This is a genomic window from Nesterenkonia sp. AY15, from assembly GCF_022565855.1.
Classification (GTDB): domain Bacteria; phylum Actinomycetota; class Actinomycetes; order Actinomycetales; family Micrococcaceae; genus Nesterenkonia.
Genome location: NZ_JAJOYV010000001.1, coordinates 733,115 through 747,646, shown reverse-complemented (window position 1 = coordinate 747,646; position 14,532 = coordinate 733,115). Strand labels below are relative to the sequence as shown.

Genomic DNA, 14,532 nt, shown 5'->3' with positions numbered 1-14,532 from the left:
CGGTGGCTGCCGCCGGACTCAGCCGCCGACAAGCCCGCGGAGCTCGCGGCGAGAACGGATCTTCAGCTTCGCCATCGCGTTGGCCACGTGATACTCCACCGTGCGCACCGAGAGCACCAGCCGCTCGGCGACCTCGCGGTTCGTCAGTCCCTCCGAGACCAGCATCGCGACCTGCCGCTCGCGTCGGGAGAGACCACGCAGCGCCTCTTCCGCGCGGAGGCTCAGCACCGGCTCGGACTTCCCCGGAGGGCCTCCAGGTTCCCGGCTGGTGAGCTGACCCGCCGAGCGTCGAGGGTTCGCCGCGGACGCCGGGCCGCCCGCTCCCCCGGCCGCCGCCGCGTTCCCTGTGGTGGTCGTCCTGGCAGCGCTCGACATTGCCGCGGCTGACCTCACCGCTGGTGTCCTGGTTGCCGGCGCCCTGGTTGCCGGAGTCCTGGTCGGTGACGCCTCTGGCCCGGCGACGCCTGATCCGGAAACCTCGCGCCCTGAAACGTCGTGTCCCCGAACGCCCGGTCCCGGTACCCCGAAGCCGTCCGCTTCCCCGGCGAAGATCCGCGGGCGCAGCGCCTCCATCAGCTGATTGGCCCGGTCCAGCTGCGCCTCGGCGCGGCAGGACTGGAGCACCGAGGCTGCCCACACGGCCAGCTCCAGCGCGGTGGCCCGGTGCCGGGACAGCTCCTGCGGGTAGGCCGTGACCAGAGTGGCGATGTCGATGCTGAGCATCGCTCGGAAGATCCTGAACCCGCCGCCCTCCCCCGGCGGCTGGGTGGGCCGGATCGATTCGGCCGCGTCGTAGCCGCGCAGCACCTGGAGGAAGCTCTCCATCGCCTCAAGCGGAGCACCCGCTCCCCAGCGTTCGAAGCCGCGCAGGTAGGGGGTGGTGAGGTGGCGCTGGAAGTCCACCACGCCGGACTCGCCCTCGGCGCTGCGCAGCAGGGCCGGCAGCATCGCCGCCCATCCGCTGACATGCAGCGCCCGGGCGAGCATGCTCATCGCCTGGGGCTCCATCGCCCACCACACGGTGCCGTCGTTGCGCATGCTCAGCAGGTTCCGGGCCACTCCGCGGAAATCGTTCTGCGAGGCCGCCAGGGAGGCCTCCACCCAGTCGATGGTCCCGGTGGCCAGCGGAAGGTAAGCGAACTGGCTCTCGCGCAGCACCTCCAGCCGGGTGCGGACCTTCTCGATCTCCCCGCGGGCGGCGGGGAGCACCGCCGACACGGCGTAAGCGACATGGGAGGCGGCATTCTCCCCGCGTGCCAGACCCTCTCCCGCGGCGCGATCGGCCATCTGTGCGGCCTCGTCCCAGTAGGCAGAGCTGAACAGCAGCAGCGCCAGCTGGGAACGGGCATACATCACGTAGCTGCTGGTGCCGTCCTGGGCGGCGGCGACGCTGAGATCCTGATAGGCGCAGCCCATGTGTCCGATCTGCCGGTGCAGTCCCCCGCGCACCGCGTAGAGCGCCCCTTCGAACCGCTCGACGCCGGCCCGGCCATGCAGCTTCCTCAGCGCGGTCGAGACGTGGTCGATCATTGCGGCGGCATCACCGGGATCCTCCGCGGAGAACTCGATCCAGAAGCTGTTCAGCGACGCCATGCCCTGCAGCTGGCCGAGATCCCAGATGTCACCGAGCAGGTCGAGGCCGTCCCCCCGGCCCAGCACCTCGGCGAGCGCGGAGGAGACCTGTTTCGCCAGCGCGGCGCCGCGGCGGCGGCGCGCCTGGGCGTACAGTCGGGCGCTGACCTCGATGACGGACTCGGCATAGATGGGCAGCCCTCGGTCGGGCTGCGGGGTCACGGACTCCAGCTCCTGGAGCGCACCCTCGAGGTCCGACTGCTCCAGCATGATCAGCGCCAGGATCCCGGAGCGAGACGTCGACTCCGGCATCGCGCGCATGACGGGCTCCAGGGCCAGCAGGGCGGAGATCCGATTGGTCCGCACGGCGAGTCCGGCGAGCAGGTGGAGCGACTCCTCGTCGTCGAGGGCCATCGAGACGGCGAGCATGACGTGGTCGAAGGCTTCGCAGAACTCGTGACGCCTCGCGGCCTGCCGCGCGTAGCCGTGGAGCGCCGCGACGACCTCCTCCTGCTCACCCAGGGAAGGGTCCCGCCGGATAGCTTCGGCCAGGTGGCGCACCGATTCCTCCCCCTCCAGCACGCCCGCAAGCGCCAGCAGCAGCTGGGCCTGCTCCAGCTCCGCGGTGCCGCTGAGCACCGCGCGGCTCAGCGAGCGACGCGGCACCGCATAGCGGCCGGTGAGCTCCTCCCAGCTCAGCAGCGCGGTGCTCAGCAGTGCGGCGGGGTCCACGGCGGCTCCCACCGCGGCTTCGAGCTGGCTGCGACTCAGCGAGGTGTCAGCGGCGGCCAGCAGCGCAACGGCGCGGCGGTCGGGCTCTTCCAGACCGCTCATCTGGGTCATCACGTCTCGGTGCATTCCGCTGTAGTCCGCGGAACGCACGGTGGCGGCCAACGCCTGGTCGATGCTGCGGGCCCCGGAGGGGACCCGGCGCAGCCAGCGCCCCACCTGTTCCACCAGGCCTGGGTATCCATCGGTCTCGCGCAGCACTCGAGCCGCCACCGAGGTCGCGATCGGCAGCTCGGAGTGCGCCTCCAGCAGCTCACCCACCTCCCGCAGCGGCAGCGGCTGCAGGCCGATGTAGGTGCCGCGCGGGCTGGCCTGAGCGAGCCGGATGAGCCGCTGAACCTCGGGCCGCACTGAGCCCTGGGTGCTCAGCACCACGAGCACCGGGCCGTTCTGGAAGAGACTCAGCCCGCGCCAGAGCGCATCGGCGGAGACCTCGTCGATCAGGTGCAGGTTCTTGACGCTCACCAGGTAGGGCACCTGCAGGTTCTGCCCGGCATCGAAGCTGGCGGCCAGGAGATCCTCCAGCTCGTCGGGGCCGGTGGAGCCGGCGCCGAGAAGATGTCGGATCGCGGATCCGGCGCGGGCGCTGAAGGACTCGTCGAGCAGGATCGTGCGTTCGTCCCATTCCGGATACGACTCCATCGCCTGATGCAGCAGACGGGTCTTCCCTGAACCGGTGAAACCCTCGATGACCACGAACTGTGCCGTGCCCGTCCGCGCGCGCTCAGCGGCCCTGCGGATCAGCTCGATCTCTTCGCGCCTGCCCACAAAAGGGTCACTGCGGTGCACCGTGGGCTCCTCTATTGATGGATCAGATGCCCGTCAACTATACCGGCCCGTATCTTCTACTGGGTTTCACCGGTCGAACTACGTGGTTTTGCTCCATCTGCGCGAGGCGCCTGCGCACGCGGCGTGTAATGGAAGGGCCTCCTCGGAGGCGCAGGTGGTCCGGAGAGAAAGTTCAGGGGGTTCTCTCCGGACCATCCGTGCGTCCGGGGTCTCCCGCAGGAGGTTCTGCGCGGGCCTGCGGTGAGTCCTGCACCGCACGGCAGGGCGGGACCATCACCGGGGATGAAAAGACCGGTGGCGCTCTCAACCTTCCCCAGAAGAGACCGCCACCGGTACAGACTTGAGTCTAACGGAATCCGAATCTGGGCTGCACCACGGTTGCACCTGAGGTTGAAGGTCCGTGCAGCTCCTCGCGGCGCAGCTCCGCGATCGCGTTCTCGAAGTCCTGCAGCGAATCGAACCCGCGGTACACCGAGGCGAAACGCATATAGGCGACCACGTCCAGGCGGCGCAGCGGGCCGAGGATCGCGAGCCCGACGTCGTTGGCATCCACCTCGGCGTTGCCCGCGGCGCGGATGTTCTCCTCCACCTCCTGGGCCAGCACGGCGAGGTCATCGTTGGAGACCGGCCTGCCCTGGCACGCCTTGCGGACGCCGTTGATCACCTTGGACCGATCGAAGGGCTCAGCCGCTCCGGAGCGCTTGATCACGTTCAGGCTGGTGGTCTCCATTGTGGTGAACCGCTTGGAGCACTGCGGGCACTGCCGACGTCGCCGGATGCCGGAGCCATCATCGAGCATGCGGGAGTCGACGACTCGGGAGGAGTCATGGCGGCAATAGGGGCAGTACATGCCCCGAGTCTACCCACCACATATAGTGCGCTTCAAATCTTCGACCACAAGATGTTGTGACGCTGTCGGCCTGCGTCTGCTGGCGCCGACCGGGTGCCTCAGTCCGCTCAGAGCTCCAGGCAGCCTGGGCCGAGCAGCACCTTGAGATCCCCGAAGAGCGCCGGCGAGGGACTGACCTGGTACTCGTGGCCCAGCCGCATGAGCTCGATCTTGTCCCCGGAGAGCAGCCGCACGTGCACGTCGCTGTTGCCGCGATGCGCGCGCAGGGTCCGTCCCAGCTCCATGACCAGGTGTTCCGAGGCCCGCTGGGACGAGACGGAGACGACGACGGGCCCGGCGTTGCCGTCCTCATTGATCTCCGGCACGGTCACGTCCATGGCCTTGAGCGTGACGCTGCCGTCCTCACGCCGGTCGATCTGACCCTTCACCGAGACCACCAGGTCCTCGGCCAGGATCATCGAGACCGCCTGATAGGTCTTGCCGAAGAACATCACCTCGATGGTGCCGGCCATGTCCTCGATCTCGGCGCGTGCGTAGGGGTTTCCCGAGGACTTCGCCACCCGGCGCTGCAGCGAGGTGATCATCCCGGCGATCGTGATCCCGGCGCCGTCGGCCGGGCCGTCCTCCCCCATCACCGAGGAGATGGAGCGATCCGCATGGTGGGCCAGGACCCGTTCCAGGCCCTGGAGCGGATGGTCAGAGACATAGAGGCCGAGCATCTCGCGCTCGAAGGAGAGCTTGTCCATCTTCTCCCACTCCGGCAGGTCGGGAACGCTGACCGAGAGCGAGTCTCCGAGCTCCATGTCGGCGCTGCCGAAGAGGTCGGTCTCATAGGCCTGGGAGCCCTTCTTCTCCGAGATCGCCTGGTCGATGGCCTGCTCGTGGATGGTCACCAGCGCCCGCCGGGTGTGCCCGAGCTCGTCGAATCCGCCGGCCTTGATCAGCGATTCGACGGTGCGCTTGTTGCACACCTGCATCGGCACCTTCTTGAGGAAGTCGGCGAAGGTCTCGTAGCGGCCCTTCTCCTCCCGCGCGGAGACCATCCCGGCGACCACGTTGGACCCGACGTTGCGCACCGCGCCCATGCCGAAGCGGATGGTGTCGTCACCGACCGGGGTGAAGGTCAGCGCGGACTCGTTGATGCTCGGGGAGGTCACCGTGACACCCATGCGGCGGCACTCGGAGAGGTAGAGCGCGAGCTTGTCGCGGTTCTCACCCACCGAGGTGAGCAGGGCGGCCAGGTACTCGGCACGGTAGTTGGCCTTGAGATAGGCGGTCCAATACGCGATCAGCCCGTAGGCGGCGGTGTGGGCCTTGTTGAAGGCGTAGTCGGAGAACGGAAGCAGCACGTCCCACAGCGCCTTGATCGCCGGGGCGGAGTAGCCGTGGGACTCCATGCCGGAAGAGAAGTTCACGTACTGCTTGTCCAGCTCGGACTTCTTCTTCTTGCCCATGGCGCGGCGCAGGATGTCGGCCTGGCCCAGCGAGTAGCCGGCGACCTTCTGCGCGATGGCCATGACCTGCTCCTGGTAGACGATCAGCCCGTGGGTGGTGCCCAGGATCTCGAGCAGCGGCTCCTCCAGCTCCGGGTGGATCGGGCTGACGTCCTGATGCCCGTTCTTGCGCAGCGCATAGTTGGTGTGCGAGTTCGCACCCATCGGCCCCGGGCGGTAGAGCGCCAGGGCGGCCGAGATGTCTTCGAAGTTGTCCGGGCGCATCAGTCGCAGCAGCGAGCGCATGCCGCCGCCGTCGAGCTGGAAGACTCCCAGGGTGTCTCCGCGGGCCAGCAGATCATAGGCGGCCCGGTCGGTGAGCTCGAGGTTCTCCAGGTCGAGCTCGATGCCCTTGTTGAGCTGAATGTTCTCCAGGCAGTCGGAGATGATCGTGAGGTTGCGCAGACCCAGGAAGTCCATCTTGATCAGACCCAGGTTTTCGCAGATCGGATAGTCGAACTGCGTGATGATCGCGCCATCCTGCTCGCGCTTCATGATCGGGATGATGTCGATCAGCGGGTCGCTGGACATGATCACCCCTGCCGCGTGCACGCCCCACTGACGCTTCAGCCCCTCCAGCCCGGAGGCGAGGTTGAAGATCTCCTTCATCCGCGGGTCCGAGTCGACGAACTCCCGCATCTCGGCGGCCTCGGAGTACCGGGCCGACTTGGACTCGTAGATGTCGCCCAGCGGCATCGGCTTGCCCATGGCGTCGGGCGGCATCTTCTTGGTCAGCTGGTCGCCTGTGGAGAAGGGCTCCCCCATGACCCGGGCGGAGTCCTTCAGCGCCTGCTTGGACTTGATCGTGCCGTAGGTGACGATCATGGCCACGCGCTCGTCGCCGTATTTGTTGACCACGTACTGGATGACCTCGGAGCGCCGACGGTCATCGAAGTCGACGTCGAAGTCAGGCATGGAGACGCGGTCGGGGTTGAGGAAGCGCTCGAAGATCAGCCCGTGCTGCAGCGGGTTGAGGTCGGTGATGCGCATCGCGAAGGCGACCATCGAGCCGGGCCCGGAACCGCGGCCCGGACCCACTCGGATGCCCTGCTCCTTGGCCCAGGTGATGAAGTCGGCCACGACCAGGAAGTAGCCCGGGAAGCCCATCTGGGTGATGACGCCGATCTCGTACTCGGCCTGCTTGCGCACCTCGTCCGGGATGCCGTTCGGGAACCGGTAGTGCAGACCCTTCTCGACCTCCTGGATGAACCAGGACTCCTCGGACTCTCCATCGGGCACCGGGAACCGGGGCATATAGGAGGCGGACTCGTTGAACTCGACCTGGCAGCGCTCGGCGATGGCCAGGGTGTTGTCGCAGGCGTCGGGGAAGTCGCGGAAGAGGTCGCGCATCTCGGCGGCGGACTTGAGGTAGAACTCCTCGGAGCCGAACTTGAACCGGTTCGGGTCATCCAGGGTGGAGTTCGACTGCACGCACAGCAGCGCCCCGTGGGCCTTGTGGTCATGCTGGTGGGTGTAGTGCAGGTCGTTGGTGGCGACCATCGGCATGTTCAGCTCGCGGGCGAGCTTGATCAGGTCCTGTTTGACCTTGCGCTCGATGTCCAGGCCGTGGTCCATCAGCTCGCAGTAGAAGTTCTCCCGCCCGAAGAGGTCCTGGTACTCCCCGGCGGCCTTCTTCGCCTCCTCGTACTGGCCCAGGTGCAGCCGGGTCTGGATCTCTCCGGAGGGGCAGCCGGTGGTGGCGATGATCCCCTTGCCGTAGGTCTCCAGCAGCTCCCGGTCCATCCGCGGCTTGTAGAAGTAGCCCTCCAGGGAGGCCAGCGAGCCCATCCGGAAGAGGTTGTGCATCCCGGTGGTGTTCTCCGCCCACATGGTCATGTGCGTGTAGGCGCCGCCGCCGGAGACGTCCTTCTCCCCGATGACCCCGTCGCCCCATTTCACCCGGGTGCGGTCGGAGCGATGCGTGCCCGGAGACAGGTAGGCCTCGAGTCCGATGATCGGCTTCACGTCGTAGTTCTGGGCAGTCTTCCAGAACTCGTAGGCGCCGAAGAGGAACCCATGGTCAGTGGTGGCCACTGCGGGCATGCCGAGATTCTGGGTCTGTTCGAAGAGCTCCCCGATCTTCGCGGCGCCGTCGAGCATCGAGTACTCGGTGTGGTTGTGCAGGTGGACGAAATCGCCGGTGGTTGCCATGCTCAGCCGTTCTCCAGGATCTCGAGGGCCTGGGCGAGGTCCGCGGGGTAGTCGGTGCGGTAGCTCACCCAGTCGCCGTTGCCGGGGTGGTGGAACCCGAGCTCCACCGCGTGCAGCCACTGCCGGGTCAGTCCGAGATCGGCGGCCAGCTGCGGGTCGGCGCCGTAGGTGAGGTCTCCCGCGCAGGGGTGGCCCAGCGCGGAGAAGTGGACCCGGATCTGGTGGGTCCGGCCGGTCTCCAGCGTGACGTCCATCAGGCTGGCCCGGCCATAGGCCTGCTGCAGCCGGTAGTGGGTGCGGGACTCACGGCCGCCGTCGAGCACCGCGAACCGCCAGTCGTGTCCGGGGTGCCTGCCGATGGGGGCGTCGATGGTCCCGTCCACCGGATCGGGCAGCCCCTGGACCAGCGCGTGGTAGCTCTTATGGGTGGTGCGCTGGCGGAAGGCGTCCTTGAGCAGGGTGTAGGCGTGCTCGGTCTTGGCCACCACCATCACCCCGGAGGTGCCCACGTCGAGGCGGTGCACGATCCCGCGGCGCTCCTGGGCCCCGGAGGTGGAGATCTCCACCCCGGCGGCGAGCAGGCCCCCGATCACGGTGGGCCCGGTCCAGCCGGGTGAGGGATGCGCGGCCACGCCGACGGGCTTGTCCACCACCACGATCTCGGTGTCCTGGTGCAACAGGGTCATGTCTTCCACAGCTTCGATCCTCACCTCCAAGGGGTCATGCTTCTCGGGCACGACGACGGCGAGCTCGGTGCCGGCGGCAAGCCGGTCAGACTTCTTCACCGTCCGCCCGGCGGAGCGCCCCTGGGTGCGGTCCTGCGCCCAGGTGACCCGCCCGTCCTTGAGCCACTGGGTGGTGTCCGTGCGGGAGACCTCGAAGAGGGTGGCCAGCACGGCGTCGGCGCGGCCGCCGTCGAGCTCTGCGGGCACTGCGATGTCCTGGGTGCTCATGCGTCGGTCTCCGCAGCGTCGATGTTCGCGGTGTCAGACTTCCGGTGGTCAGACTTCCGGTGGTCAGATTTCCGGGTGTCGGTGTTCGCCGTGCCGGTGTTCGTGGTGTCAGACGTCTTCCCGCTCTGTTCCCGGGTGCCGTCGAGGTTCAGCCCGAAGACCATCATCGTGCAGATCGCGATGATCGAGCACACGATGAAGGAGTCGGCGATGTTGAAGATCGCGAAGTTCGGCACGGCGATGAAGTCCACCACGTGGCCCTGACCGAAGGTGCTGATCCCTTCCCCGTTCAGGGAGGGGTCGCGGAAGATCCTGTCGGTGAGGTTGCCGGCGACTCCGCCGGCGAGCCCGCCCAGGCCCAGCGTCCAGAGCCAGGAGCCGCCGAGGTCGCGGCCCTTGAAGACCACATAGCCGAGCACCGCGATCATGATCAGCGTGAACACCCAGGTGTAGTCGGTGCCCATGGAGAAGGCGGCACCCGGGTTCAGGTGGTAGCGCCAGTAGAGCACCGGGGGCAGCACCTCGGTCCGCTCCCCCAGGGTCATCGTGGTTTCGACCCACACCTTCGTTAACTGATCAGCGGCCCAGGCGAACACCGCCAGGGCCGCTGCCACGATGAGCGCAGTTCGGCGGGACGGGGTTCGCATGGACCGCTGATGGTCATCTGAGAGCTGTTTCGACACCGTTGGATTCTACAGGTCAGGTGTCACCCTGAGCGCTCGGCGTCGAGGAGCTGGATCAGTTGACGGTGGCTTCCTTCTCGATGGAGCCGCGACTGTTCAGATCTGCCAGCTGACCTTCGATGTAGTCCCTGAGCCGGGCTCGGTAGTCCCGCTCGAAGCTGGTCAGCTCGCCGACCTTGGACTCCAGGTCGGCCTTCTTGCGCTCCAGCGCGTTCAGCGTGCGGGTCGAGGTCAGCTCCGCCTCTTCGATCACGTTCTCGGCGCGGGTCTCGGCCTCGGTGACGATCTCGTTGCGGCGGCGCTCGGCCTCGGCCAGCAGCTGGGCGTGAGTGGCCTCTGCGGTGCTGACCAGCTCGTCGCGGCGGGTCTCACCCTCGGCGATGTAGGCATCCCGGGTGGTTTCGCCCTCGGCGATGTAGGCGCTGCGGGTCTGCTCACCTTCGGTGATATATTCGGTGCGCCTGGCCTCGCCCTCGGCGATGTAGGCCGCGCGGGTCTGCTCCCCCTCGGAGACGTACTGGTCATGCAGCTGCTGCGCCATGGCGAGCACGCCGGTGGCGGAGGTGGCCTGGTCGCTCGCAGCGGGCTCCGCGGCGACGGGACGCTCCTGTGCGGGGCGGGTTCCGAGCGCGTACTCGGGGTGCGCGGTGACCGATGAGTCGGCGCTGAGCTCGTGCTCTTCGGTGCTGGGGTCCGCGGAGCCGGTCATCGTCGAGGTGGTGCCGGCGTAGCCCGAGAGGCCCGCATCCTTGAGCTCATCGGGCTCCAGGTTCGCCGGGTTCTCCTCGAGCTGTTCCTCAAGAGCCGCGACCTTGGCGGTGAGCTCCTCGTTCTCCTGGGCCAGGCGCCGCCATTCGACGACCACCTCGTCAAGGAAGTCATCGACCTCGTCCTTGTCGTAACCGGGACGGAACTTGGTCTCGGGGAATTCCTTGTTCAGGAGGTCATCGGGGGTCAGGGCCATGCGGTGTCACCTCATCGAGTGGCTGGGGAAGCTGTGAAGCTGGTCTTTGGGTCATCCATCAGGATACCCATTGCGATTCGTTGCCTTCGACTACAACCTTCAAGTGCGGCTTTCACGCGTCGAGGTCCGTCCAACGGCGCAGTGCTGGACGCTCGCCCGCGAGGTACCTTCGGGTCAGGCGAATCCGCGCAGCACCATCTTCGCGATCACCACGACCAGGAACACCAGCAGGAATCCCATGTCCAGGGACACTCCGCCCAGGTTCAGCGGCGGCACCTTGCGCTGGATCCAGCGGATCGGCGGGTCGGTGATGGTGTAGACCCCGACGGCGATCATGAGCGCGAAGCCCTTGGGTCGCCAGCTGCGGGCATACTGCTGGGTGAGGTCGAAGACGATGCGGACCACCAGAGCGAACTGGTAGATGGTCAGCAGCAGGTACAGGGGCGCGGTTAAGAGATCCACAGCTCAGAAGCGTACTTGGTTCAGCTCTGGTTGAAGAACTGGGCCGAGGACGGGGTCTCTGCGGCGGCGCGCTCTTCAGCCAGCACCTCGATGTTCTTCGGGGTCAGCAGGAACACCTTGTTGGTGACACGCTCGATGGATCCGCCCATGCCGAAGACCAGCCCGGCGGAGAAGTCCACCAGTCGCTTGGCCTCGGCCTCGCCCATGTCGGTGACGTTCATGATCACCGGGATGTTGTCCCGGAAGGACTCGCCGATGACCTTCGCGTCGTTGTAGGAGCGCGGGTGAACGGTGGTGATTTTTCGCATCGGTGAACTTTCATCCCGGGATGAGGGGGCTCGCTTGATCGGGGTGACCGGAGCACGGTAGTCCGGGTCCACTGCCAAGTTGGAGCTGTTGTACTGGCCTGTGTGTGAGCTGTCGTCGGCGTGGTCGATGCCGAGGGAGACGACCTCGTTTCCGCGCGCGGAGGAGGTGGCGCTCGTCGGCGCCGGGGTCTCGCGGACCGAGGCCGCCATGGAGGAGCTGCGGCTCACCGAGCTGGGCTCGGAGGCCGAGCCCTGGGGGCTGCGGGTCGTGGAGGAGGGCTCCTTGGAGAAGCTGTCCTCGCTGTAGTCGTCTCCGTCGGCGAGGCCGAGGTAGATCATGGTCTTCTTGAAGGCACCGGCCATGAGGGTTCTCCTGAGGAAAGGTTGATTTGTCACTGCGCGGTCTCGAGACTATCGCTGAAGCGGACGCTCACCCAGGACATCTCGACCGACCCGCAGGTGTGTCGCACCGTGGGCCACCGCTTCCTCCAGGTCACCGCTCATTCCGGCGGAGATCATGTGCGCCTGAGGGTGGGTGTCCTGCAGTTCGGCGGAGAGCTGCGCAAGTCGGCCGAAGGCCGGTGCGGCCGGCTCATCCAGGGGCGCGACAGCCATGAGTCCGCCGAGCTCAAGCCCCGGTGCCTCAGCGATCCCGGCGGCCAGCGCGGGGATCGACGCGGGGTCCGCCCCTCCCCTGCCGTCGGCCGGCACGGGGTCACGCAGGTCCACCTGGATCAGGCAGGTCAGCGGCGGCGCATCCGCTGCAGGTGCGGCCTTGACCAGCGCCTTCAGCAGGGACGACCGGTCCACCGAGTGCAGGTGATCGGCGTAGCCGAGGACCGAGCGGGCCTTGTTGGACTGCAGCTGGCCGATGAAATGCCAGTGCAGGGCGTCCGTGTCACCGCCGAGCAGCTGTGTGACCTCCGCGGCCTTGGCGGCGGCCTCCTGATCGCGGTTCTCGCCGACGTCGCGAACGCCCAGCCGGTACAGCCTGAGCACATCCGCGGCGGGGAAGAACTTGGTGACCACGATGAGCTTCGGCCGATCCTGGCGTCCGACGGCGGCCATCGCCCGGTCGATCCGGGCGTGGACCGCCGCGAGGTTCGCTGCGAGCTCCTCGCTCCGCGGGTCCTGGGCTGCGGGGTCGCGGGCTGCGGGGTCGGTGGCCGAATCCGTGGAAGCGGGGTCTGGGCCGGCGGGATCTGGGCCGGCGGGATCTGGTCTGGTCTGCACGAGGAGAGCCTATCGAGCCGGGAGCTCTGCCGGGGATCCTGACCGGGATGAGGATGCTGGCATCCAGATCACACCGGCGAACCGTCCGCGGTCAGGCTCTCGGCGATGGGAGAAGAGCGAGTCGTCCTCGAGGGTGCAGCCGGCGAGGTCCTCGACGGTGACTCCCTGCTGGGCGAGGACGGCCTGGGCCTCGGCGCGCAGGTTCAGCGCACTGGTGCCCCAGCTGGTGGTGGAGGCGATGGCGGGACGGTCACGGGAGACCTCGGCGACCATCGGTTCTGGAATCTCGTAGCAGGCGCCGCAGGCTCCCGGGCCGATCCACGCGGTGATCGCGACGGCGCCGCGCTCCCGCATGGCGGCCACGGTGTTCTCCAGGACCCCGGCCAGCAGGCCTGGACGCCCGGCGTGGGCCGCAGCTGTCACCGGAACCTGATGCTCGGGATCGCTGCCGGCGCGCTGCCCGTAGAGCAGCACCGGCAGGCAGTCGGCGACCATGATCGCCAGCGGCACCGAGCCGTCGGCGCAGACCCAGGCATCCCCGGTGGGCACCGGGGCGGAGCTGACGCCGTCCTGGGCGGAGGCCGCGGCCTCGGCGTCGAGCACGTCTGCGGAGTGGACCTGGTTCAGGAAGCGCAGGGACCCCGCTGGCACGCCCATCGCCGCCTCGAGACGGCGGCGATCCTCGGAGACCCGCTGCTGGGAACCTGCGTGACGCGCCAGATTCCCGGCATCCACCGAGGTGAAGCCCAGCTGCACGGAGTCACCGGCGTGGCCCCGCCACCAGAACGGCGACGGGGACACAGCGGACCTGGCCCCCTTGTTCGTGGGGGCCGAGGTCACTTCAGGAAGTCAGGCACATCGAGGTCGTCGTTGCGACCTCCGGTGTAGTCCGACTCGACGATGTCCGGGATGTCCTGCTGCTCCTCGTTCTCATGACGACGACGCGAGGGGTCGAACCGCTGCTGAGGTGCGGTGTCCTGGGAGCCGGCGTAGCGTGCAGCACCTGAGCCGCCCATCGGGATCGTGCCGGGCACGGTTCCGGGGACGGGCGGGGCGGTGCGCGCGGGCGGGGCTGCGGAGCCGACGCTGCGAGCAGGCGCCTGGTTCTGCAGCGGCTGCGCGGGACGGGAGGTGGCGTCGACCTGGTCGAAGCCGGCGGCGATGACCGTCACCCTAGCCTCGTCACCGAGGGCGTCGTCGATGACGGCGCCGAAGATGATGTTGGCCTCCGGGTGGGCGACCTCCTGGACCAGCCTGGCGGCCTCGTTGATCTCGAAGAGTCCGAGATCCGAGCCGCCCTGGATGGAGAGCAGGACACCGTGTGCGCCGTCGATGGAGGCTTCCAGAAGCGGCGAGGCGATGGCGAGCTCCGCGGCCTTCACCGCACGGTCCTCACCGTTGGCCGAGCCGATGCCCATCAGGGCGGAGCCGGCACCCTGCATGACCGACTTCACGTCGGCGAAGTCGAGGTTGATCAGACCCGGTGTGGTGATCAGGTCGGTGATGCCCTGCACGCCGGAGAGCAGCACCTGGTCCGCGGAGCGGAAGGCGTCCAGGACCGAGACGTTCTTGTCCGAGATCGAGAGCAGCCGGTCGTTGGGGATCACGATGAGCGTGTCGACCTCGTCGCGGAGCTGTTCGATGCCCTCTTCGGCCGAGCCGGCGCGCCGGCGGCCCTCAAAGGTGAACGGGCGGGTGACCACGCCGATGGTCAGCGCGCCGAGCGAGCGGGCGATCCGGGCGACCACGGGGGCGCCGCCGGTTCCGGTGCCGCCGCCTTCGCCTGCGGTGACGAACACCATGTCGGCGCCGCGGATGACCTCTTCGATCTCCTCGGAGTGGTCCTCGGCGGCCTGGCGGCCGACCTCAGGGTTGGCACCGGCTCCCAGTCCACGGGTCAGCTCTCGGCCGACGTCGAGCTTCACGTCGGCGTCGCTCATCAGCAGCGCCTGCGCGTCAGTGTTGATGGCGATGAATTCCACGCCACGGAGACCGACGTCGATCATGCGGTTGACGGCGTTGACGCCGCCGCCACCGATGCCGACGACCTTGATCACGGCCAGGTAGTTGTTCGGTGATGCCACGTTGTGTGTCCCTTGCTCGTCTCTGGTCTCAAATGTACGGAGACCCCCGTCGCTGAGTGAGCCGCAGCGCGACTCCTCACTGTCTTCACCCGTCTCGGGCCACCTGATCGTGCCGATGTCATTCGCGGGTACATCGGTTCAATCATGGGCGGCAGCCCGTGACGTCGCAGCGGCTCTTCAGCGGACGGGAGCCTCCGTACC

11 protein-coding genes are annotated in these 14,532 nt (G+C 67.8%); all 11 read right to left on the bottom strand.

Annotated elements, in window-relative coordinates; all coding sequences use genetic code 11:
• Positions 1–18: 18 nt before the first annotated feature.
• The 11 genes from LSI54_RS13125 to ftsZ all read right to left on the bottom strand — a co-directional run bounded on the left by LSI54_RS13125 (position 19) and on the right by ftsZ (position 14,331).
• A complete protein-coding gene (locus LSI54_RS13125) occupies positions 19–3,150 on the bottom strand; it encodes a LuxR C-terminal-related transcriptional regulator (protein ID WP_241477753.1) in 3,132 nt (1,043 codons plus the stop codon).
• Between the two features lie 346 nt (positions 3,151–3,496).
• The gene (gene nrdR, locus LSI54_RS03355) at positions 3,497–4,000 is read right to left on the bottom strand and encodes a transcriptional regulator NrdR (protein ID WP_241464339.1); all 504 of its coding nucleotides are present in this window, start codon (positions 3,998–4,000) and stop codon (positions 3,497–3,499) included.
• A 107-nt stretch (positions 4,001–4,107) separates the two neighbouring features.
• Complete coding sequence (gene dnaE / locus LSI54_RS03350) at positions 4,108–7,644, bottom strand: DNA polymerase III subunit alpha (RefSeq protein ID WP_241464338.1); 3,537 nt, start codon at positions 7,642–7,644, stop codon at positions 4,108–4,110.
• Between the two features lie 2 nt (positions 7,645–7,646).
• The gene (locus tag LSI54_RS03345) at positions 7,647–8,597 is read right to left on the bottom strand and encodes an RluA family pseudouridine synthase (RefSeq protein ID WP_241469956.1); all 951 of its coding nucleotides are present in this window, start codon (positions 8,595–8,597) and stop codon (positions 7,647–7,649) included.
• Positions 8,594–9,280 carry a signal peptidase II gene (locus LSI54_RS03340; RefSeq protein ID WP_241477752.1) on the bottom strand — a complete coding sequence of 229 codons (687 nt, stop codon included), beginning with the start codon at positions 9,278–9,280 and terminating at the stop codon, positions 8,594–8,596. Before LSI54_RS03340 ends, LSI54_RS03345 begins: the two co-directional genes overlap by 4 nt.
• 55 nt (positions 9,281–9,335) lie before the next feature.
• Entirely contained in the window at positions 9,336–10,244 is a 909-nt protein-coding gene (locus LSI54_RS03335) for a DivIVA domain-containing protein (protein WP_241464335.1), read from the bottom strand.
• Positions 10,245–10,418: 174 nt separating this feature from the next.
• On the bottom strand, positions 10,419–10,706 hold the full coding sequence (locus LSI54_RS03330) for a YggT family protein (RefSeq protein ID WP_241464334.1): 288 nt from the start codon (positions 10,704–10,706) through the stop codon (positions 10,419–10,421).
• A gap of 20 nt (positions 10,707–10,726) precedes the next feature.
• On the bottom strand, positions 10,727–11,377 hold the full coding sequence (locus tag LSI54_RS03325) for a cell division protein SepF (protein ID WP_241464333.1): 651 nt from the start codon (positions 11,375–11,377) through the stop codon (positions 10,727–10,729).
• Between the two features lie 48 nt (positions 11,378–11,425).
• Positions 11,426–12,247 carry a YggS family pyridoxal phosphate-dependent enzyme gene (locus LSI54_RS03320; RefSeq protein ID WP_241477751.1) on the bottom strand — a complete coding sequence of 274 codons (822 nt, stop codon included), beginning with the start codon at positions 12,245–12,247 and terminating at the stop codon, positions 11,426–11,428.
• Between the two features lie 9 nt (positions 12,248–12,256).
• The gene (locus LSI54_RS03315; protein ID WP_241477750.1) at positions 12,257–13,087 is read right to left on the bottom strand and encodes a polyphenol oxidase family protein; all 831 of its coding nucleotides are present in this window, start codon (positions 13,085–13,087) and stop codon (positions 12,257–12,259) included.
• Positions 13,084–14,331 (bottom strand): cell division protein FtsZ, encoded by a 1,248-nt coding sequence (gene ftsZ, locus LSI54_RS03310; protein ID WP_241464330.1) that lies wholly within the window; start codon positions 14,329–14,331, stop codon positions 13,084–13,086. The genes LSI54_RS03315 and ftsZ overlap by 4 nt, the downstream gene beginning before the upstream one ends.
• Positions 14,332–14,532: the final 201 nt, after the last annotated feature.